This window comes from Duganella sp. Dugasp56 (assembly GCF_047304105.1).
In the GTDB taxonomy this organism is placed as follows: Bacteria; Pseudomonadota; Gammaproteobacteria; order Burkholderiales; family Burkholderiaceae_D; genus Rugamonas; species Rugamonas hordei.
Genome location: NZ_JBGLYQ010000017.1, coordinates 19,907 through 41,699, shown reverse-complemented (window position 1 = coordinate 41,699; position 21,793 = coordinate 19,907). Strand labels below are relative to the sequence as shown.

Below are 21,793 nucleotides of genomic sequence, written 5' to 3'. Positions count from 1 at the left end.
TGCGGCCGGCTTTACAAGCGTTCGCTCAAGCGGGCCTTGCGGGCGACGCCGTCCGGTCCGAACAGGATGACGAAGTCGGCATACGCCGGCGGATCGCGCCGGACGGCCGACGGGTAGCGGTAGCGCCACACCTGGTAGCCGCTGTCGAAGCGCTGCACGGTGGCCGGACCCAGCGCCGCGCGCATCTGTTCCATGCCGCGCAGCCCGGGGGCGACGGCGGTGTCGGCGGCGCCGGGCGGATCGTCCATGTAGTCGAATTCGAGCAGCGTATCGTCGGACCAGCCGCGGTCCCACACCGGCGCATAGTAGCTGCGGTCCAGCAATACCTGGCAGTCGCAGTAGGGCAGGGTGTCCGGCGTTTGCGTGCCGCCCGCATACAGCCGGTCGAACGGCAGCATCTCGCTGCGCGCGCCGTCATGCAGCGTGACGCCGAACAGCGGCCGTTCGCTGAAGAACAGGTAGTTGCCGTCTGGCGCGTTGCAGACGCGGTCGGCATCGGTGAACAGTTCGCCCAGCCAGGCAAACAGTTTGGCGTTGTTCGACAGCAGGCCGGCTTCGACGCCGACGCGGCATTCCAGCCGCAGGTCGCCCAGCCGCCGCATGCCGGCCGGCACGTTCGGGCTGCGCACCTGCGCACGCCAGGTCAGCGTGCTGGTCTTGCTGCTGGCCACCAGTGCCGCGTCTTGCTCCAGCGCCTGGGCGTTGCGTTCCAGCGTGAAAGTGTGATCGGCCGCCACTGTCACCGGCAACGACAGCGTGTCGCCGACCACGCGCAGGGTGATGCCGTCGAGCCGCGTGGTGGGCAGGCGCGGCAGCAGCTCGAAGCGCAGCGTGGACTGCGGCGCCAGCGCGCGTTCGCGCTGGTAGCGGTCCATGCCGGCGATCATCTTGCGGTAGGATTTATCGACCGGATCGCGGGTGGCCGTCACCGTCACCCGCTGGGGCGGCGGCTCCTGGCCGAACGCCGCGCCGCCGCACAGCGCGGCGGCCAGCAGCCCGGTGCACAACAACGCGCGCATCGTCGCTCTCCCTGTCCGAAAAACACATGGTAGAGCCGGCGCCGTTTTAATGGCGCACTGTTTTACAGGTGGTTCAAGGTCCAGTTGCCGGAAACGCCGGCGCCGGCGCTCCACGTGCCGTTGATGGTCAGCGGCGATTCGAAACTGCCGCTGAAGACGGGGCCGGACACGCCGCCAGAGCTCAGCGAGAATGTTACCTGGCCGCGCGCGTCGACGCTGCCGTGGATGCTGAACTGGCCGCCGCCGCAGGCCGCATCCAGCACGCCGGCAGTGGAGATCTGCCCGGAGCAGCTGCCGCTGTACGAGCCGGAGTACGAGCCGGACCACGGACCGGCGAAGCGCTCGACATTCAGGCTCTGGCGTCCGCGCTTGGCGTCCGCATAGCCTTGCAGTTCTATCGCGGCGGTGTAGGAGCTGACTTTGCCCTGCGCAGTCGTCGTCGTGCTGCTGTAATTTTCCTTGACGACGCGGCGTGTGACGCTGTCCCGCCAAATGGTGGACTCAGTCGCCGTCTTGTTCCCGCTAGCATAGCTGGTGCTCGCGCTGGAGACAACCTTGAGCGTCTTGAAGGTGCCTGCGGCAACCGTCAGCGTTTCCTCGGCGACGACTTCGCCGTGTCGCGTGCCTGCGGTGGGATAGGTGCTGGGCGTGCATCCCGCCGAGTAGGTCGGAGCGGGCGCCAGCGCCGTGGTCCAGCTGACGCCCACGGCGAGGTCTTTCAGGCTGGTGCCGGTGGGGGATGCGTACGTTGTGGTGCAGGCGCCGTTGATGAAGCTGCTTGTGCTGCCGTCGGCCCTGAGTATGCTCGTGGCGCGCCGTATATAGGCATCGTCGTTGGTGCTGGTCTCCGACCATGTGCCGTCGCCGTTGACGGACGTCGGGATGTCGACATACCACAGCAGCGGCGCCGGCGGCGCGGTGTTGCCCGGCGAGGTGTTCACATAGACTTCCTTGTAGGAATAGAAGTCGCCCATGGCGGGCTGCAGATCGACCTTGGGCGTGGCGTCCGGCGCTGGCATGGACGGGCCGGCGGTTCCGGCGGAGCCGCCGCCACAGGCGGACAGCAAGCCGGCAATGCCGGCGATCAGTAGGGGAGTGCGGATGAGTAGCATGGTGTCCTTTGCGAGAGGGCGCCATAGTATAGGGATTGCGGCAAGTTGTCTAGTTTGCAACCTGGCCGTCGATCCAGCGTATCAGGTCGCGGCCGAGCACGCGGGTGCGCGCGGTGTCGACCTGGCGTTTCTTGTAGGCGTCGTGGCTGGCCGGGCCGGTCAGGCTGCGCTGGTAGCTGGCCTCGTCCATCAGCTGGATCTCATACTCGAAGAAGAAGCCGACGTCGTAGTCCTGCTCCGGGCCGGCATCGAGCTGCTGCACGTGGATCATCTTGCGCACCGTGACCTGAATGCTGTTGAAGCCGCTGCCGCTGTGCGGGTTGTCGCAGCGGGTTTGCGGCTGCGCCAGCTCGGCCAGTTCGGCGTCCATGGTGCGCAGCAGCTCCACCGGATAGTCTTCGCCGCTGTGCTCGAGCTGGGCGCGGTATTTGTTGAACACCTGCTTGGCCGCCTCCAGGTCCAGCAGCGTGTTGCGGGTGCGCTCGGCATCGACGTTGGTGACCGACAGCAGGTGAGCGCGCTGCAGCGTGCGCAAGGCCAGCAGGCATTCGAAGCGGGTGGCGAACACCAGCCGCACGCCGAGATGGTCGAAGATGTCGGCGGCCAGGTAGGCGGCTTTTTGCAGCAGCTTGAGCAGGATGCTGTTGCGGCCCTTGTTGTCCTTGCGGTCGTAGTGCAGCATCGGCAGGCACATTTCGCCGTCGGTCAGGTAGTGGCGCTCGCCGTCGTGCCGTATCACTTCGTCGAGCGTGCCGAACACCTGGGCGCGGATGGCGTGGAAGTGGCGCAGCTTGAGGTTGTTGTCGATGTAGAAGATGCCGTGCATGACCTTCAGCACCGCGCACGACCACATGCGCCGCGCGTCGACGTGCTGCACGCGCAGCGAGGCGTACACCAGCAAGTGCAGGGGGTCGTCGGGATGGCTGACCTCGGTGGGGATCAGCTCCGCCTGCTCGGGCGTGAGGAAGGTGCACAAGATGAAATCGACCGCCTCGCGATGGGCGCGTCGTATCAGCACCGGCGCGGCCGGCTGGTCGAGGTCGAAGCCGTATTCGCGCACGAACTGGCGGGCGTCGTGCAGATTGCGCAAGGCCAGCGCCCCCAGGTCGATCGCCGACACGCCGTTGGCGATTGCGTTGAGATAGTTCCAGTTCAGCGAGAACTTGCCGCCGCATTTGAGCGAGGCTTTGAGTTCGGACATGGCATCAGGCGGAGGCTGCGATAATTCAGTATCGCAGCCTCGTCAGGCCAGGTCAATGCTGCACCGCCGCAGGCGCAACACCGGCCGGCGGCGTCAGCGCACCACGTCGAGCTTGGTCTTGCGGCCGCCGCGATAGGTGTAGATGGTCATGGCCGCGTCGGCCAGGTCGCCGTTGGCGTCGAAGGCGATGTCGCCGGTCACGCCCCGGTAGCGTACCTTGGCCAGTTCCGGCAGGTAGCGCCGCGGGTCGGCCGAACCGGCGTTGCGCATCGCCGTCGCCAGCACCATCACGGCGTCGTAGGCGTAGGGCGCGTAGGTTTGCAAGGTCAGCTTGTAGCGCTGCTGGTAGCGGGCGACGAAGTCGGCATAGCCTTTTTCCTGCGCCCCCGTGACGCCGCCGGCCACGGCGCAGGTGACGAGGTTGTCGCCCGAGGCGCCGGCCGACAGCTCGCCCAGCCGCTCCGAGCAAATGCCGTCGCCGCCCATAAAGCGGGCGTTGATGCCGAGCGACTTCATCTGTTTGAGCAGCGGCCCGGCCACCGCGTCCATGCCGCCGTAGAACACCACGTCCGGCTGGCGGCCCTTGATCTGGGTAAGGATGGCGTTGAAGTCGGTGGCGCGGTCGTTGGTGTACTGGCGACTGACCACGTCGGCGCCGCCCGCCGCCTTGACGCCGCGGATGAACTCGTCCGCCAGGCCCTGGCCGAAGGCGGTGCGGTCGTCGATGACGGCGATGCGCTGGGCCTTGAGCGTGGTCACCGCGTAGCGGCCCAGCGCGGCGCCGACCTTGCTGTCGCTGGCCACCAGCCGGAACGCGCCCTTGAAACCCTGGTGCGTGTACTGCGGTGTGGTGGCCGACGGCGTAATCTGTGGAATGCCGGCGGCGTTGTAAATGCGCGAGGCGGGCACGGTGGTGCCGGAATTGAGGTGGCCGACCACGCCGGCCACGCCGGCGTCGACCAGCTTTTGCGCCACCGCCGTGCCCTGCTTGGGATCGCCGCCGTCGTCCTCCGCCACCAGCACCAGCTGCACCTTCTTGCCGGCGATGGTGAAGCCGGCGGCGTTCAGGTCTTCCACCGCCATGCGGGCGCCGTTCTCGGTATCCTTGCCGAGGTGAGCGCTGGGACCGGAGACCGGCGAGGCGCTGCCGATGCGGACGACCTCCTGCGCTTGCGCGCCGAGGCAGGCCAGACTGACGGGCAGCAGGATCAACAGCGGAGTGGTCAGGCGCATGCGTGGTCCTTCTCAAAAGTGATAGGTTGCAACCATTCTAATGGCATATCGCAGCCGTGCAGCGAGCGCCGGCGTTTGACTCTACAATATGCGCCAACCAAAACAACGCCGCCCGGAGTCCGCATGTCCTTCCTGATCGTGCTTGCCGCACTGATATTCCTGATGCTGGCCGCGTATCGCGGCTACAGCGTGATCCTGTTTGCTCCCGTGGCCGCGCTGGGCGCCGTGCTGCTGACCGATCCGGGCGCCGTGGCGCCGGTGTTCAGCGGCATCTTCATGGATAAGATGGTCGGCTTCATCAAGCTGTATTTCCCGGTGTTCCTGCTGGGCGCGGTGTTCGGCAAGCTGATCGAATTGTCCGGCTTCTCGGAATCCATCGTGGTCGCGGCGATCAAGTACATCGGCCGCTCGCGCGCCAACGCGGTGATCGTCACCGTCTGCGCCCTGCTGACCTACGGCGGCGTGTCGCTGTTCGTGGTGGTGTTTGCCGTGTATCCGTTCGCGGCCGAGCTTTACCGCCAGAGCAATATCCCCAAGCGCCTGATGCCGGGCGCGATCGCGCTGGGGGCGTTTTCATTCACCATGGATTCGCTGCCGGGCACGCCGCAGATCCAGAACATCATCCCGACCACCTTCTTCAAGACCACCGGCTGGGCCGCGCCGTGGCTGGGCACCATCGGCTCGCTGTTCATCATCGTGGTCGGCCTGTCGTTCCTGGAATGGCGCCGCCGCGCGGCGATGGCCACCGGCGAAGGCTACGGCGCCAGCGTGGACAAGGACCAGCCGCGCGCCGACACCGCCGGCCTGCCGCATCCGCTGCTGTCGCTGGCGCCGCTGGTGCTGGTCGGCGTGGCCAACTTCACGCTGACCAAGCTGATCCCCGGCTGGTACGGCGAATCGTACGCGCTGACGGCGGACGCCTTGCCCGGCCTGCACGCACCGGTCACCTTGCCGATCAAGGCGGTGGTCGGCATCTGGGCGGTGGAGGGCGCGCTGCTGCTGGGCATCTTGCTGGTGGTGGCGACCGCGTTTGGCCGCGTCCGCAGCAGGTTCGCCGAGGGCACCAAGGCCGCCGTCGGCGGCGCCCTGCTGGCGGCGATGAACACCGCTTCGGAATACGGCTTCGGCGGCGTCATCGCTTCGCTGCCGGGCTTTCTGATGGTCAGCGACGCGCTGCGCAGCGTGCCCAATCCGCTGGTCAACGCGGCGGTGTCGGTCAGCTCGCTGGCCGGCATCACCGGCTCGGCCTCGGGCGGCATGAGCATCGCGCTGGCGGCGATGTCGGACGCCTTCATCAAGGGTGCGCAGGCGGCCAACATCCCGCTGGACGTGCTGCACCGCGTGGTGGCGATGGCCAGCGGCGGCATGGACACCTTGCCGCACAACGGCGCCGTGATCACGCTGCTGGCCGTCACCGGCCTGACGCACCGCGAATCCTACAAGGAGATTTTCGCCATCACGCTGATCAAGACAACGGCGGTGTTCTTTGTGATCGCGGTCTACTATCTGACCGGGCTGGTGTAAGCGGCTGCGGATATTGCCGCTGGCAGCTGGCGCAGAAAAAGCTGCGGCGGTGGGTCTTGCCCAGGTGTCCCTTGTGAAAGGGGAGGTCGCAGCGCGGACAGATTTTTTTCGTGTGCGCCAGCCAGTGCTGCTTCAGCACATAGGCTTTCTTCCATGCGAGGAAATCGAAACTGTATACGCGCGCCTGCGCCACCAGTTCGCGCAGCTTGGCGGCGGGCAGCGCGCCTACCGTCGACAGCGGATGCACGCGGATGCGGAACAGCACCTCGTTCTTGATGATGTTGCCGACGCCGGCGAAGATGGTCTGGTCTAGCAGCGCGTCGCACGCCAGCGTGTCCGGCGCCGCGCGCAGCTTGGCCAGCGCCAGCTTCGGATCCCAGGCATCGTTCATCACGTCGCCGCGCCAGTCGTACTCGCTGTCCAGGTCTTGCGCCACCGGCTTGACCGAGCAGGCGTAGAAATTCAACTCCCCGCCGTCATCGAAGCCCAGGCTCAGGCGCGGCGCCGTCTCCTTGTGCTCGTTGATGCGGCAGCTGCCGAACATCATCAGATGGATGCGCAGTGCCAGCTCGGGCAACTGGATCAGGAAGTGCTTGCCCCAGCTGCGCAGCGCGAGCACCGGCTGACCTTCCAGCGCGGCGTAGTCGACCGCCTTGCTGTTGCCGCTGGCGTGCACGATGGTGCGGCCCTCGAAGCCGGCGGCCTGTTCGCGCAGTATCACTATCGATGGACCTTCTGGCATGACGGCCTCCGGCGTATTGTGTGGATTTCATTGTGCGCTGCGGCAGCGGTGTCTACCGTGCGCTGCACCACCATGGGGCGAGTACGGTTGTCGCTTTATGTTGATTGCCGGTTAGTTGATTTCATGTCAGTATTGCCGGGCAGTTTAAAAATAATTATGGAGACTTGATTTGAAAAACACCATGCTCATTTGTTCGCTGATAGCAGCCGCCACCGCGCAGGCAGCCAGCGGGCCGGAGTTCGATGCCAAGCGTTTGTCGCAAGATGTCAAAGTGCTGTCGTCGGATGAATACGAGGGCCGCGGCCCGAATACGGCCGGCGAAACCAAAACCGTCAACTACCTCATCGAGCAGTTCAAGGCCGCCGGCCTGCAACCGGGCGGCGATTTGCTCAAAGGCCAGAAGACCCAGCGCAGCTGGACCCAGGACGTACCGCTGGGCCGCTTCGAGATCAAGGGCCCGGTCAAGCTGACCGTCAGCGACGGCAACACCAGCCAGGAACTGAAGCAGGGCGACGACATGGCCGTGCGCGCAGCGATGAACGGCAGCAGGCACGTCGACTTCCGCAACGCGCCGCTGGTGTTCGTCGGCTACGGCGTCAACGCGCCCGAGCGCAAGTGGGACGACTTCAAGGGCTTCGACCTGAAGGGCAAGCTGGCGGTGGTGCTGATCAACGATCCCGACTTCGAGACCGGCGTCGGCGACTTCGGCGGCAAGGCCATGACCTACTACGGCCGCTGGACCTACAAGTACGAGGAGATGGCGCGCCGCGGCGCGCTGGGCACCATCATCGTCCACGAAACCGCGCCGGCTTCCTACGGCTGGCCGACGGTCAAGAATTCCAACACCAACGTCATGTACGACATCGTCCGCAAGCAGCCGGGCATGGCGCACGCGCCGATGGAGGCGTGGATACAGCGCGACCTCGCGGTCGACCTGTTCAAGCGCGGCGGCCAGGATTTCGAGGCGCTGAAGAAGCTGGCGCAAACCCGCAACTTCAAGCCGGTGCAGCTGAAGGCCGTGACCCTGTCGGCCAGCTATGCGGTCGATGCGCAGACCATCGTGTCGAAGAACGTCGCCGGCCGCATCGTCGGCGCCAGCCAGCCCGGCCAGACCGTGATGTACAGCGCGCACTGGGACCACCTGGGCATCGGCCAGCCGGACGCCAAGGGCGACAAGATCTACAACGGCGCGGTCGACAACGCCACCGGCATCGCCGCGCTGCTGGAACTGGCGCGCGCCTACGGCAAGGCGCCGGCACCGGCACGCAGCGTGCTGTTCCTGGCGGTCACCGCCGAAGAGAAGGGCTTGCTCGGCTCCGAGTACTACGCCGCCAATCCACTGTATCCGCTGGCCGAAACGGCCGGCATGATCAATATGGATGCGCTGAGCCCGTACGGCCCGGCGCGCAACTTCACCATCTCCGGCAGCGCCAAGCTCGATCTGCTGGACCAGCTGGTGGCCAAGGCCAAGCAGTTCGACCTGGCCTACGCGCCCGATCCGAAACCGGAAGCGGGCCACTTCTTCCGTTCCGACCACTTCCCGCTGGCCAAGCGCGGCGTGCCGGCGATCTCCTTCGGCTCCGGCGACGACTGGGTCGACGGCGGCCTGGCGGCCGGCCGCAAGGCGGAAGAGGACTACAACAGCAACAACTACCACCAGCCGTCCGACGAGTGGAGCGCGCAATGGCCGTTCACCGGCATGGCGCACGACCTCGGCATGCTGTACTCGCTGGGCCGCGACCTGGCTGAATCGAAGGACTGGCCGAACTGGGCGGCGGACGCCGAGTTCCGCGCCGTGCGTGACGCAAGCTCGTCGCGTCGCACCAGGTAAAAGCTTTTGCTATTTGCTTAAAAAGCAATAGAATGAGACGCGCCCGCTGTAAAGCCGGCGCGTCTTTTTTTTGCAGGTTCACTATCAAGGAGCTACGCGCATGACTATGTCTCTTCGCCGCACCATCCTGGCGGCATCCATTGCACTGTTATCAGCCGGCGCCCTGCATGCCGCCGACATCGCCATCCCCGACATCCCGTACACCAAGTTCGTGCTGAAGAACGGCCTGACGGTGCTGGTGCACGAGGACCACAAGACGCCGGTGGTCGCGATCAACACCTGGTACCACGTCGGTTCCAAGAACGAGAAGGCCGGCAAGACCGGCTTCGCCCACCTGTTCGAACACCTGATGTTCAGCGGCAGCGAAAACTTCGACAAGGTCTACCTGCCGGCGATGGAGCGCATCGGCGCCAACAACCTGAACGGCACCACCAACCAGGACCGCACCAACTATTTCGAGAACGTGCCGACCTCGATGCTGGACTATGCGCTGTTTGCCGAGAGCGACCGCATGGGCCACCTGCTCGGCGTGCTGGACCAGAAGAAGCTGGACCTGCAGCGCGGCGTGGTGCAGAACGAGAAACGCCAGGGCGAGAACCAGCCGTACGGCGTGGCGTATCAGCTGCTGACGGAAAACACCTGGCCGGCCGGCCACCCGTATTCGTGGACCGTGATCGGTTCGATGAAGGACCTGGACGCGGCCTCGATGAGCGACGTGCAGGAATGGTTCAAGACCAACTACGGCCCGAACAACACGACGCTGGTGATCGCCGGCGACATCACGCCCGAGCAGGCGCGCGAGAAGGTCGAGAAATACTACGGCGAGATTCCGCCCGGCCCGCCGCTGGCGAAGCATGAGGCGTGGATCGCCAAGCGCACCGGCACCCATCGCGGCACCGTGCAGGACCGCGTGCCGCAGGCGCGCGTCTACCGCGTGTGGAATGTGCCCGGTTCGAGCACCGCCACCGAACCGCTGCTGGACCTGGGCGCCTATGTGCTGGGCGGCGGCAAGACTTCGCGCCTGTACAAGCGCCTGGTCTACAAGGACCAGCTGGCCACCACCGCGACCGCCAGCAACGATTCGTCGGAGATCGCCGGCCAGTTCGACCTGACCTTGACCGCGCGCCCAGGCGCCGACGTGGCGAAGATGGAACGCGGCGCCGACGAGGAATTGCGCGCTCTGATGAAGTCCGGCCCCAGCGCGGCCGAGCTGGAAATCGCCAAGACCGCGATCCTGGCGCGCTTCACCCGCATCGTCGAGCGCGTGGGCGGCTTCGGCGGCAAGAGCGACCTGCTGGCGTCCTGCACCACCTACACCGGCAATCCCGATTGCTACAAGGATTACCTGAAGGCGATCAAGGCGGCCACGCCGGCGCAGATCAAGCAGGCCATGAACGAGTGGCTGGCCGACGGCGACTACGTGCTGGAAGTGCAGCCGTTCCCGGCCAACCTGGCCGCCAACGGCAAGCTGGACCGCAGCAAGGAACCGGCGCTGGGCAAGCCGGAATCGCTGAACCTGCCACCGATGCAAAAGGCCACGCTGTCGAACGGCCTGAAGGTGGTGCTGGCCGAGCGCCATGCCGCGCCCATCGTCAACCTGTCGATGATGGTCGATGCCGGCTACGCCTCCGATTCGCAGGACCTGCCCGGTCTGGCCGGCCTGTCGCTGCGCATGCTGGAAGAGGGCACGCCGACCCGCGGCGCGCTGAAGATCAGCGAGGAGTTCGAATCGCTGGGCGCCAACTTCAGCAGCTACAGCAACCTGGACGGCGCCTTTGTCCAGCTCAACGCTCTGAAGGCCACGCTGCCGAAGGCGCTGGACGTGTATGCCGACGTGCTGCTGCATCCGGCCTACGCGCAGAACGAGCTGGATCGCCTGAAGAAGGACCAGCTGGCGGCGATCCAGCGCGAGAAATCCAACCCGCAATCGATGGCGTTGCGCGTGATGCCGGCGCTGATCTACGGCAAGGGCCACGCCTACGCGCTGCCGCTGACCGGCTCCGGCACCGAGGCGGCCGTGGCCCGCATCGGCCGCGGCGACCTGGTCAAGTATCACCAGACCTGGTTCAAGCCGAACAACGCCACGCTGCTGGTGGTGGGCGACACCACGCTGGCGGAGATCACGCCGCTGCTGGAGAAGGCTTTCGGCGGCTGGAAGGCCGGCGACGTGCCGAAGAAAAACGTGGCGCAGGTGGCGCCGCCGGACAAGCCGGTGGTCTACCTGATGGACAAGCCGGGCGCGCTGCAAAGCGTGATCTACGGCGTCCAGCTGGCGCCGCCGCGCAACGCGCCGGACGCGGTGCAGCTGCAGGTGGTCAACAACATCTTTGGCGGGGTGTTCAGCTCGCGCATCAATATGAACCTGCGCGAAGACAAGCACTGGTCGTACGGCGTGCGCAGCAGCCTGCCGGCGGCGGTGGGCCAGCGCCTGTACATCAGCAGCTCGCCGGTGCAGACCGACAAGACGCGTGAAGCGCTGCAGGAGCTGGTGAAGGAATATGGCGGCATCGCCGGCGCCCGGCCGATCACGGCCGACGAGCTGGTCAACGCGCAGACCAACGAAACGCTGAACCTGCCGGGCTCGTTTGAAACGGCGGGCCAGCTGGCCGGCGCCTACAGCGCGATCGTGCAGTACAAGCTGCCGGAGAACTACTACAACACCTTCACCCAGACGGTGTTGTCGATGACGCCCGAGCAGGCCAACGCGCTGGCGGCGCGCACCATCGTGCCGGGCAAGCTGACCTGGATGGTGGTGGGCGACCTGAGCAAGGTGGAAGCCGGCGTGCGCGAGCTCAACCTCGGCGAAGTGCGCAAGATCGACGCCGACGGCAATCCGGTGCCGTAAGCAGCGACGTCCATCACCGCCCTGCTTGCGGGGTGGTGGTGGCGTCGGCGCAACAGCCGAAAATAAGAATTTCCCTACTGTTTCCGTCAAGCCACTTCATCTACAATACAGAGGCTTGGCCTAGCCCTCTCCCATCCCCCGAGAGTTCCTCATGGCCCTGCCCGGCAAAGCTGCCGGAACTCGTTGCCCCCACCCAAGGCGACCGACAGCGCCCAACGACGAGCAGCAGTCAAGCCAGCGCAGCACGACTATCCATAGTGAACTTCATAAAAATCAGGAGAGATGATGAAAAAAACGATCATTCTGGCCATGCTGGTATCGGCCATGGGCATCGCCCGCGCGCAGGACCACGCCGCGGCGCCGCATTGGGCGTACGAAGGCCACGGCGATCCGGCGCACTGGGCCGATCTCGATCAAGCCAACTCCGCGTGCAAGCTGAGCAAGGAGCAGTCGCCGATCGATATCGAGGAGCGCAACGCCAGGAAGGCGTCGTTGAGCGCGCTGGAGTTCAACTACGCCGCCGCCGGCGCCGAGGTGATCAACAACGGCCACACGGTGCAGGTGAATCTGCCCGCCGGCAATGCGCTGAAGGCCGGCGACGACGTCGCGCAGCTGCTGCAGTTCCACTTCCACACGCCGAGCGAAGAGAAGATCAACGGCGTCAATTATCCGATGGTGGCCCATTTCGTCCACAAGAGCGCCGATGGCAAGCTGTCGGTGGTCGCCGTGCTGTTCAAGGAGGGCCACGAGAACAAGACCCTGGCGCCGGTGTTTGCCGCCTTGCCGGCAGAGGGGCATCCGACCCGGCTGGCCAGCTTCAACCCGGCCGACGTGTTGCCCACCAACCATGCCTACTTCAAGTTCATGGGTTCGCTGACGACGCCGCCGTGCAGCGACGGCGTGCGCTGGCAAGTACTGAAGCAGCCGGTCGAGCTGTCGCCGCAGCAGATCGCCGCTTTCCACCAGCTCTACAAGATGAACGCGCGTCCAGTGCAGCCGTTGAACGGCAGAACCGTGGAAGTCAGCGAATAAGGCGCTCCGGCAGGTCGGCGCAGGTCGCCTGGCTATTTGGCGCCGATCTGCCTGCCCAGGAAGTCTTCAATCCGCCGCCACAGGTCGATGCGGTTTTTCTGCGTCTTCCAGTCGTCGACGGTGGACGTGTATTCCAGCCATTCGGCCTGCGGGTTGCCGGCCTTGAGCGCCTTGTAGAAGGCCAGACCGGTATCGTACTTGACCGCCTCGTCGTCGGTGCCGTAGGCCAGCAGCAACGGCCGCTTGATGTCCTTCAGCCTGGCGTCGTCCGGATTGTCCTGGTAAGTGGTCAGGCCGGACCAGCTGATGCCGCACCGGAAGATGTCCGGATCCCTCAACAAGCCCATCATGGCGGCATAGCCGCCGTAGCCGGTGCCGGCGATGCACACCCGCGCCGGATCCGTGTGGCCCTCGGCCACCGCCCATTTGACGGCGTCGGCGATGTCGTCCTGCACCGCGCGGCCGGCCTGCTTGACGCCCGCCAGGATGTGCGCGCGGCCGAAGCCGTCGACGCCGCGCGGTTCCGGCTGCAGCACCGCGTAGCCGCGCGAGGCCAGGAACTGCACCTCGGCGTTCCACTGCCAGATGCCGCTGCGGTGGCCCGGCCGGGCGCCGACCAGCACCACGGTCGGCAGGTTTTTCTGCGCACCGGCGTTCGGCAAGGTCAGGAAAACCGGAATCCGCAGGCCGTCGCGCGCCTTGTAGCGCACCATCGACATGTGGGCCATCTTGTCGGTGTCGATGTCGGGCGTGGTTTCGCCGAGCAAGGTCTGGTGTTTGGTTTCGGTGTTGTAGAGGATGTAGGCGTGGTTCTGGATGTCCGAATAGGTGTCGATCACCACATACGGCGTTTCGCTGCTGCGGCCGCGCGAGATGTTGTTGACCATGCCGGGCAGTAGCTGGTCGACCTCCTGCTGGACCGCCTTCATCCACGGGTCGAACCAGACGGTGGCATCGGCATCGGTGGTGAAGCGAAAGCCCAGCATTTTCTTGTCGCTGACGATGAAGTAGCCGTCGGTGTCGAAGCCGGGCGCGCTGATCAGCGGCTGGGGCACGATGGCGTTCGTGGCCAGATCGTAACGGTAGACGGCGGCCTCGTCCAGGCCGTTGCGGGAGCGGACGTAGACGGCGCCATCGAGGTACAGCAGCGGATTGAAGCTGGACTCGGCCTTCTGTTCCCGGCTGTCGATCTGGCGCCAGTCGTCCCGGTCCAGGTAGTAGGTGTTGACGCGGTCGCCGCGCAGGGCGGTGGCGATGCGGGTTTTGCCGTCGACATCGAGCAGCCAGCCGTAGGTGCCGCGCGGGGCCCGCATCGGGAAGGTGCGGCCGTTGACGGTGCTGAGGCGCTTCAGCGTATGCTCGCCGTCCCGGACTTCGACCACCACCATTTCATCGCCTTTCGTTGGCGGGAAGCCGTGGACGGTGATTTCCGATTGGTAGCGGTGATCGACCAGGTCGCTTTCGGAGAACGAGCGCTTGCGCACGATGGTCTGCGACAGGAAGCTGCGGTTCTTGCCGTCGCGGTCGACCGAATACAGGCCGGGCTTGCCGTCGTCGCCGCCGTGGTCGACGTTGACCAGCGAGAACGCCAGGCGCTGGTCGCTGAGCCAGTAAAACATGTCGATGTCGGCGTTGGTGAAGTTGGCGATCGCATTGGATTTGCCGGCCGCCACGTCGACCACCGTCAGCATCGTGCGGCCTTGCGGCGACAGCTTGCGCACGGCGACAAAGCGGCCGTTGGGCGAGAGTGCCGCACCGGTGGTGGCGGACTTCTTGAAGAAGGTGGCGATCGGGACCGGCGTCGGAGCCTCGGCCGCCGCGGCGGCCAGCGGCAGGGTGGCGCACGCGATCAGCGCCAGGGTTCGCAGGATGGCTTTCATGTGCACCATGGTTGTCTTTTTGAAAAGATCCACGATAGCGCAGATCGATGCGCTTGCCTATGTTTTTTCGGAGATGGGGTATCCTTGGGCGATGCGCGATCCCAACCACCCTTCCGGCCCCCGCTTCTGGCGGGACGCCAGCCTGCCCTTCATCGAGGCGCGGGCCATAGCCGATGGGCGCAAGGTTTGCTACGCCCGGCATGCGCACGAGACGTTTTCGATCGGCGCGATCAGCGGCGGACGCACCGACTACATCAACCGGGCTTCGCGCCAGCGGGTCGGCGCCCGCACCGTGGTCCTGATGAATCCGGGCGACGTGCACGCCTGCAATCCGCTTGCCGACGAGCCATGGTCGTACCGCATGCTGCACGTCGATCGCGCCTGGTTCGGCCGTCTGCAGCACGAGTGGGGATTCAGCGCCAGCCGCGATTTCCATCCCTTTGCCGCCACCCTGAGCACGTCGCCGGCGCTGTATATGGGACTCAACCGGCTCTATGACGTGCTGACCAGCGGCGGGCCGGAGCCGCTGCCGCGGCAGTGCGCGGCGGTGGAGTTCTTCGGGCAGGTGCAGTCCTGCCTTGATCCGGCCGCCATCGTCGAGCGCGAAGCGAACCGCAAGCTCGAGCGCGCGGCCGACTACATCAGCGACAACTGCGGCGGCGCGCTGAGGCTGGAGGACATCTGCGCCGCCGCCGATTTGTCGCCGTCCTATCTGATCCGCGCCTTCAAGAAGCGCTACGGCATGACGCCGCACGCCTATCTGTTGAACCGCCGCATCCAGCTGGCGCGCGGCTTGCTCAAGAACGGCGCCGCCATCGCCGAGGTCGCGCTGGAAACCGGGTTTTCCGACCAGGCGCATTTCCAGCGCATCTTCAAGCAGTTGCTGGCGGCGACGCCTGGCCAGTATCGCCGCTGAGCAAAAGGTAGACGGCGCTGACGGCCAGCAGGAACGCCATCGAGCGGTTAAACAGCCGCATCCCCGAAGCATCGCTCAAGCGGCTGCGCAGGAACGTGCCGGCATAGGCCCAGCTGGCGATCGACACATAGCAGACCACGAAATACAGCGCGGCGAACTGCCAGACCAGCACGGCGTCGCCGTCCGCGGCAAACGCGCCCATGCCGGCCACCGACGCCACCCAGGCCTTGGGATTGAGCCATTGCATGGCGGCCCCGGCCATCAGGGACGGCCCCCTGCCGCCGGCGGCAAGGTCGAGCCTGCCGTCGTCGCGCGCCAGCTTCCACGCCATGAACAGCAGGAAGGCCACGCCGGCCAGCTGTATGGTGCGCGTCAGGACCGGCAGCCGCGCCAGCAATTCGTGCAGGCCGAGGCCGGTCAACAGCAACAGCAGCGTGAAGCCGACGGTGGCGCCGGTGACATGACGCATGCTGGCGCGAAAGCCGTGCTGCGCGCCGCTGCCGAGGGCGACGATGTTGACAGGACCGGGGGAAATCGATGAAGCCAGGGCGAAGGCCGCCATGGAAAACAGGATGCTCATAAGTGCGCGTCTCCGATAAGTATGGACCGGAGCTGACGATACGCGGCGCGGCGGACGCTGTATTGGAGAAAATCGCCCTCATAAAAAAAGCTCGCCGCAGCGAGCTTTTTACCGAGGCACCAGCGATCAGAACTGGTTCATGGTGTTGTCTTTGCCGGCCGCCTTCAGCGCCGCTTCGCCGCTGAAGTAGTCCTTGTGGTCGTCGCCGATGTCCGAGCCGGACATGTTCTGGTGCTTGACGCAGGCGATGCCCTGGCGGATTTCCTTGCGCTGCACGCCGGCCACGTAGCCCAGCATGCCCTGGTCGCCGAAGTATTCCTTGGCCAGGTTGTCGGTCGACAGCGCGGCGGTGTGGTAGGTCGGCAGCGTGATCAGGTGATGGAAGATGCCGGCTTCGCGGGCCGCGTCGGCCTGGAAGGTGCGGATCTTCTCGTCGGCGGTGATCGCCAGTTCGCTCTGGTCGTATTCCACGCTCATCAGCTGGCTGCGCTCGTAGGACGACACATCCTTGCCCTCGGCCTTCATCGCGTCGTACACCTGCTGGCGGAAGTTCAGCGTCCAGTTGAACGACGGGCTGTTGTTGTACACCAGCTTGGCGTTCGGGATCACCTTGCGGATTTCGCTGACCATGCCGCCGATCTGGGCGATATGCGGTTTTTCGGTTTCGATCCACAACAGGTCGGCGCCGTTCTGCAGCGAGGTGATGGAGTCGAGCACGCAGCGCGCTTCGCCGGTGCCGGCGCGGAACTGGAACAGGTTGCTCGGCAGGCGCTTGGGACGCAGCAGCTTGCCTTCGCGCTTGATGACGACGTCGCCGTTGCCCAGCGCGTCGGCCGACACTTCTTCGCAATCGAGGAAGGAGTTGTACTGGTCGCCCAGGTCGCCCGGCTCGTTGGTGACGGCGATCTGCTTGGTCAGGCCGGCGCCCAGCGAGTCGGTGCGGGCGACGATGATGCCGTCGTCCACGCCCAGTTCCAGGAAGGCGTAGCGGATGGCGCGGATCTTGGCCAGGAAGTCTTCATGCGGCACGGTGACCTTGCCGTCCTGGTGACCGCATTGCTTCTCGTCGGACACCTGGTTCTCGACCTGGATGCAGCAGGCGCCCGCTTCGATGAACTGCTTGGCCAGCAGGTAGGTCGCTTCGGCGTTGCCGAAGCCGGCGTCGATGTCGGCGATGATGGGCACGACGTGGGTCACGTGGTTGTCGATCTGCGCCTGGATGGCTGCCTTGGCCGGGCCTTCGGCGGCGTCCAGCTGGCGGAACAGGCCGCCCAGTTCGCGCGCGTCGGCCTGGCGCAGGAAGGTGTAGAGCTCCTTGATCAGCGCCGAGACGGCGGTTTTCTCGTGCATCGACTGGTCGGGCAGCGGGCCGAACTCGGAACGCAGCGCGGCGACCATCCAGCCCGACAGGTAGAGGTAGCGGCGGTCGGTGCTGTTGAAGTGCTTCTTAATCGAGATCATCTTCTGCTGGCCGATGAAACCGTGCCAGCAACCCAGCGACTGGGTGTACTTGGACGGGTCGGCGTCGTAGGCGGCCATGTCGGCGCGCATGATCTTGGCGGTGTACTTGGCGATGTCCAGGCCGGTCTTGAACTTGTTCTGGGCGCGCATGCGGGCGGCAGACTCGGGATTGATGGCGTTCCAGGCGGCGCCTTGTTGCTCTTTCAAACCGGCAACTGCCTTGATGTCGTCTTGATATTGGGACATGTGTATCTCCTAAAGAATAAAACAAGTTTGGAAAAATCGTCGAGTGCGCGGCCCCGTCCGGCCGCAACCGCATGACTAAATAGTAGGCCATTCTGGTGCACTGCATCAAGGTCTTATATAAGACATATAACTTAAATTTATTCTTTAATTTTCAAAGGCTTAGTTATTAAATATTGCAATATGAAACGAATTTTCAAAAAATGAGATGGCCGGGCCGGGAATTTTTCAGGCCCGATTGCGCGATGTGAAACGGAGTTTCAGTTTCTGAGGTCGCGGCGTAAAAACCGCGCGAGGGCGGGGGGGCGCATTGAGGCGGAGCCGGACTGCTTGCCTGCCCGGCGCCACCATTGCTGGCCTATGCGGCAGGATGGATGTTCTGGTTATTGCGGAACACATTGTCCGGGTCGTATTTCATCTTGATCTGCGCCAGCCGCTGATAGTTCGCGCCATAGGCGTCGGCGGTGCGATCGCTCTCGTCCTGGGTCAGGAAATTGACATACACGCTGCCGGTCGCGTGCGGCGCCGAGGCGCTGAAGAAGTCGCGTGCCCAGGTAATGCAGCGGGCATCTTCCGCCGGGCTGTCCCAGCGCGTGTGCACGTTCATCACATAGAGCGCGTCCCGGTGCGGATATGCCGTGTCCTGCGGCGACGGCGCCGCCGCCCGCGCGCCCAGCAGCCCGAGGAAGATCTCGCACTGCGGCGTCGGCAAGTTGCCGGCGTAGCGGATGACGGTGTCGATGGCCTCGTCGCTGAGCTGGGCGAAATTATGCGATTTCCAGTAGTTGCGCGCGCCCGGCGTCAGCATCGGATCGAAGGTCTGCTGCCAGGCGGCGTAGGGCGCGGCGCCGACATGCATGCCCAGTGGCTGGCCGAAGCTGCGGACTCGGCCGATTGATTGCTGCACGGCGTCAAGCTTCAGCGGCGAGAAGACGGGCAGTGCCAGCACGTCCTGTCCATGCACTGCCGGCGGCAGGAAGGGCAGCGGCGGCGCCTTGCGCAACACCGCCCAGACCGTCAGGTCGTCGGGCATGACGTTGACGAAATCGCGGTACTGCGTCAGCACCTGTTTGGCTTCGGCGAACGGGAAAACGATCAGCCCGGCGGTGATTTCCGGCCCCACCGGGTGCAGCTGGAATTCGAAGCGCGTGACCACGCCGAAGTTGCCGCCGCCGCCCCGTATGGCCCAGAACAGGTCGGGATTTTCCGTTGCGCTGGCATGCAGGCGGCGGCCGTCGGCTGCGATCAGGTCGGCCGACAGCAGGTTGTCGGCCGCCAGGCCCAGTGTCCGGCTGAGCCAGCCGAAGCCGCCGCCAAGCGTCAGCCCCGCCACGCCGGTGGTGGAGTTGATGCCCAGCGGCGTGGCCAGGCCGTATGCCTGCGCCTCGTGGTCGAAGTCGTGCAGCGTGGCCCCGCCTTCGACATAGGCGCGGCGCTGGTCCGGATCGACCTGGACCGATTTCATGTCCGACAGGTCGATCACCAGGCCGTCGTCGCACAGGGCGCTGCCGGCGATATTGTGTCCACCGCCGCGCACGGCAAGGGTTAGTCCATGGTCGCGCGCGAAGGCCACTGAAGCGCGTACGTCCGCCGTGCCGGCGCAGCGTACGATGATGGCCGGGCGCCGGTCGATCATCGCGTTCCAGACCGCGCGAGCCTCGTCGTAGCCCGCATCGTTCGGCTGGAATAGTTTGCCTCTGAGCGAGGCTTGCAGTTCGTTGAATTTCCCATCCGTCAAAGTATTCATCGCGCATCTCCACGTGGGTACATACGCCTCCATGATAGGGAGGCGACGCGCACTCACGCAAGCACAGGCACTTCGAAAAATGGCGGATGGGCGCCGATGCTTATTGCGGCTTGGCCGCGGCCTCGATCATCTTCCATCCGTTGCCGGAAGGATCCCGAAAACCGGCGTCCACAGTGCCGTAGCGATCCGTGGGTTCCTGCGTGAACTCAACCCCGCGCTTGCTCAGGCGCTCGTAGGCGGCACGGCAGTTGTCCACGACCAGCACCAGTGGCGGCATGGCGCCTTTCGCTACGAGCTCGTTCAGGGTCTGGGCGGTTGCCGCGTCATGCACCGGCGGGCCGGGCCGGAACAGGCCGAGCTGGAACGAGGGCTGGTCCGAGTGCTGCACCGTCAGCCAGCGATAGTCGCCGTTGCGAACGTCGGTGTGGACGACGAACCCCAGTTTGTCGACGTAAAACGCAAGCGCCTCGTCCTGATCACGCACGTACAGACCGACCATATTGATACCTTGAGTCATATATCCTCCTTAGATTGGAGTTCCAGTGTGCCAGCAGCCTGGATGCGCCGCTTCTCCAAAACTGCGATCTTGAGATCGGGCCGTTGGGCGTCACGCATGACGCACTCGGGAATCTGCTGTCCCGCATGCGGAGCCGACCGATCGCGCTCGCGGAGCTCACCCGGACTGCAGCCGGTGATGTCGCGGAAGATGCGGCCGAAGGTGCCGAGACTGGTCCAGCCGGTTTGGAGCGCGATTTGTGTAACAGGCAGGTCGGTGTCGCGCAGCAGCGCCGCGGCGCGCTCGATGCGGCGGGTAAGCAGGTAGCGATGTGGGGGCAGGCCGAACGCCTTCTTGAACTCGCGCGCGAAGTATGCCGGCGAGACCGCGCTCACTTGCGCCAGCCGGTGGACGGGCCACTCCTCGTGGGGCGCGCCGTCCATTCTATCTTTCGCGCGCAACAATCGCCGCAGTAGCAGGGGACTCTGGGTCATCCTATCCTCACGCTTAAAATAAGGGCATATTATCCGTCAAAACAAACCGCCAACCTTCGCCGTTCGTCTGCGGATAGCGGCGCCGTTGCCGGCTTACTGACGTAGCGCATTCGTTGCTAGAATGCGTGGATTACCCATCATCTGGAGCAGCAATGACGCGCATTCTTCCTCTTCTGGTTTGTGGACTATGGAACTGCGCCGTGATGGCGCAGGAAGTGGTGAAGATCGGCGTGGCGGGGCCACTGTCAGGCGAGATCGCGCATCTGGGCAAGGCGATGGAGAATGGCGTGACGCTGGCGCTGGAGGACTTGAATGCGCGCGGCGCCACCATCGGCGGCGCAAAAGTGGTCTTCAGAATGCAGAGCGAGGATGATGCGGCTGATCCGAAACAGGGCACCGCCGTGGCGCAGAAACTGGTCGATTCGGGCGTGAAGGCGGTCATCGGCCACGCCAATTCCGGCACCACGGTGCCCGCTTCGCGTATCTACGACGCCGCAGGCATTCCGCAGATTACGCCTTCCGCCACCGCCCCTGCGTACACCCGGCAGAAATTCGCCGGCGCGTTGCGCGTGGTGGCCAACGACAATATGCTGGGCAGCTCGCTGGGCCGCTACGCGGTGGAGCAACTGGGCGCGCGCAGGATCGCCGTAATCGACGACCGCTCGGCCTATGGGCAGGGCGTGGCCGATGAATTCATCAAGAGCGCCCAGGCGCGCATACCCGGCCTGAAAATCGTCGGCCGCGAATTCACCACGGCCAAGGCCAGCGACTTCACCGCCATCCTGACCGCCATCCGCGCGAAGAAGCCGGATCTGGTGTTCTTTGGCGGTATGGATGCCACCGCCGGCGGCATTCTGCGTCAGATGAAGGCGTTGGGCATGGAGCCGCGTTTCATGGGCGGCGACGGCATCTGCACAGAAGCGCTGCCCGCGCTGGCGGGCGGCGGCATGCGTGACGACGCGGTCTATTGCGCCGAAGCCGGCGGCATCGACGCTGCTCACAAAAAAGACGTCGGCGATTTCGTGGCCCGCTTCCACGCGCGCTTCCACAGCGACATCCAGACCTACGCCCCGTACGCCTACGACGCCACGATGACGGTGGCGGCAGCCATGCAACAAGCCGGCTCCACGGATCCGGCCAAATACCTGCCGGTGCTGCGCCAAATCCAGTATCCCGGCCTGACCGGGACCATCCGCTTCGACGCCAACGGCGATATCCGTGACGGTGCCCTGACCGTTTCGACCTATCGGGCCGGCAAAAAAATCAAGCTGGTAGTGCTGCGGTAGGAGGGGGAACGCGTCGGACAAGGAAAACAAAAAAGCCACCCGAAGGTGGCTAATTTAGTGTTCTTGGTGGCCCGGGGCGGAATCGAACCACCGACACAAGGATTTTCAATCCTCTGCTCTACCAACTGAGCTACCAGGCCAAGGAGCAGAA

Annotated in this window: 17 protein-coding genes and 1 tRNA gene; 6 read left to right on the top strand and 12 right to left on the bottom strand. The window is 65.0% G+C overall.

The genetic code is table 11. The features are described 5' to 3' along the window. Window positions 1-11: 11 nt before the first annotated feature. The 4 genes from ACCD07_RS13785 to ACCD07_RS13770 all read right to left on the bottom strand — a co-directional run bounded on the left by ACCD07_RS13785 (window position 12) and on the right by ACCD07_RS13770 (window position 4,565). Entirely contained in the window at window positions 12-1,019 is a 1,008-nt protein-coding gene (locus tag ACCD07_RS13785) for a hypothetical protein (protein WP_353404172.1), read from the bottom strand. 62 nt (window positions 1,020-1,081) lie between these two features. Then, window positions 1,082-2,131, bottom strand: coding sequence for a hypothetical protein (locus ACCD07_RS13780; protein ID WP_413447643.1), 1,050 nt, complete (start codon window positions 2,129-2,131; stop codon window positions 1,082-1,084). Window positions 2,132-2,180: 49 nt separating this feature from the next. Next, entirely contained in the window at window positions 2,181-3,332 is a 1,152-nt protein-coding gene (locus tag ACCD07_RS13775) for a TIGR04552 family protein (RefSeq protein WP_413447642.1), read from the bottom strand. A gap of 93 nt (window positions 3,333-3,425) precedes the next feature. Then, on the bottom strand, window positions 3,426-4,565 hold the full coding sequence (locus ACCD07_RS13770) for a branched-chain amino acid ABC transporter substrate-binding protein (protein WP_176655461.1): 1,140 nt from the start codon (window positions 4,563-4,565) through the stop codon (window positions 3,426-3,428). A gap of 123 nt (window positions 4,566-4,688) precedes the next feature. Between ACCD07_RS13770 and ACCD07_RS13765 the strand changes: the two genes are divergently transcribed. Then, complete coding sequence (locus ACCD07_RS13765) at window positions 4,689-6,089, top strand: GntP family permease (RefSeq protein WP_353404174.1); 1,401 nt, start codon at window positions 4,689-4,691, stop codon at window positions 6,087-6,089. Here ACCD07_RS13765 and ACCD07_RS13760 read toward each other — a convergent pair. Then, on the bottom strand, window positions 6,031-6,831 hold the full coding sequence (locus tag ACCD07_RS13760) for a DNA-formamidopyrimidine glycosylase family protein (RefSeq protein WP_413447641.1): 801 nt from the start codon (window positions 6,829-6,831) through the stop codon (window positions 6,031-6,033). The genes ACCD07_RS13765 and ACCD07_RS13760 overlap by 59 nt on opposite strands. 181 nt (window positions 6,832-7,012) lie before the next feature. Between ACCD07_RS13760 and ACCD07_RS13755 the strand changes: the two genes are divergently transcribed. From ACCD07_RS13755 to ACCD07_RS13745, 3 genes are all read left to right on the top strand, one after another. Beyond that, complete coding sequence (locus ACCD07_RS13755) at window positions 7,013-8,662, top strand: M28 family metallopeptidase (protein ID WP_176655524.1); 1,650 nt, start codon at window positions 7,013-7,015, stop codon at window positions 8,660-8,662. Between the two features lie 100 nt (window positions 8,663-8,762). After that, window positions 8,763-11,507 (top strand): M16 family metallopeptidase, encoded by a 2,745-nt coding sequence (locus ACCD07_RS13750; RefSeq protein ID WP_413447640.1) that lies wholly within the window; start codon window positions 8,763-8,765, stop codon window positions 11,505-11,507. 285 nt (window positions 11,508-11,792) lie between these two features. Then, window positions 11,793-12,539 (top strand): carbonic anhydrase, encoded by a 747-nt coding sequence (locus ACCD07_RS13745; protein ID WP_413447639.1) that lies wholly within the window; start codon window positions 11,793-11,795, stop codon window positions 12,537-12,539. A gap of 32 nt (window positions 12,540-12,571) precedes the next feature. Here the strand turns inward: ACCD07_RS13745 and ACCD07_RS13740 are convergent, their stop codons facing one another. After that, window positions 12,572-14,428, bottom strand: coding sequence for an alpha/beta hydrolase family protein (locus ACCD07_RS13740; RefSeq protein WP_413447638.1), 1,857 nt, complete (start codon window positions 14,426-14,428; stop codon window positions 12,572-12,574). Between the two features lie 82 nt (window positions 14,429-14,510). On the opposite strand from ACCD07_RS13740, the gene ACCD07_RS13735 reads away from it, so the two are divergent. Beyond that, on the top strand, window positions 14,511-15,335 hold the full coding sequence (locus ACCD07_RS13735) for an AraC family transcriptional regulator (RefSeq protein WP_413447637.1): 825 nt from the start codon (window positions 14,511-14,513) through the stop codon (window positions 15,333-15,335). On the opposite strand, the gene ACCD07_RS13730 is transcribed toward ACCD07_RS13735, so the two are convergent. The 5 genes from ACCD07_RS13730 to ACCD07_RS13710 form a co-directional block, all read right to left on the bottom strand. Beyond that, window positions 15,292-15,915 (bottom strand): LysE family translocator, encoded by a 624-nt coding sequence (locus ACCD07_RS13730; protein ID WP_353404186.1) that lies wholly within the window; start codon window positions 15,913-15,915, stop codon window positions 15,292-15,294. The two genes, ACCD07_RS13735 and ACCD07_RS13730, sit on opposite strands and share 44 nt — an antisense overlap. Before the next feature lie 126 nt (window positions 15,916-16,041). After that, window positions 16,042-17,622, bottom strand: coding sequence for an isocitrate lyase (locus tag ACCD07_RS13725; protein WP_176655477.1), 1,581 nt, complete (start codon window positions 17,620-17,622; stop codon window positions 16,042-16,044). 355 nt (window positions 17,623-17,977) lie between these two features. Beyond that, complete coding sequence (locus ACCD07_RS13720) at window positions 17,978-19,366, bottom strand: FAD-binding oxidoreductase (RefSeq protein WP_413447636.1); 1,389 nt, start codon at window positions 19,364-19,366, stop codon at window positions 17,978-17,980. A 100-nt stretch (window positions 19,367-19,466) separates the two neighbouring features. Then, complete coding sequence (locus ACCD07_RS13715; RefSeq protein ID WP_413447635.1) at window positions 19,467-19,883, bottom strand: VOC family protein; 417 nt, start codon at window positions 19,881-19,883, stop codon at window positions 19,467-19,469. Next, window positions 19,880-20,305, bottom strand: coding sequence for a helix-turn-helix transcriptional regulator (locus ACCD07_RS13710; RefSeq protein ID WP_413447634.1), 426 nt, complete (start codon window positions 20,303-20,305; stop codon window positions 19,880-19,882). Before ACCD07_RS13710 ends, ACCD07_RS13715 begins: the two co-directional genes overlap by 4 nt. Window positions 20,306-20,508: 203 nt before the next feature. On the opposite strand from ACCD07_RS13710, the gene ACCD07_RS13705 reads away from it, so the two are divergent. After that, a complete protein-coding gene (locus ACCD07_RS13705) occupies window positions 20,509-21,642 on the top strand; it encodes a branched-chain amino acid ABC transporter substrate-binding protein (protein ID WP_413447633.1) in 1,134 nt (377 codons plus the stop codon). A gap of 64 nt (window positions 21,643-21,706) precedes the next feature. Here ACCD07_RS13705 and ACCD07_RS13700 read toward each other — a convergent pair. Beyond that, a tRNA-Phe gene (locus ACCD07_RS13700) sits at window positions 21,707-21,782 on the bottom strand. Window positions 21,783-21,793 lie beyond the last annotated feature (11 nt).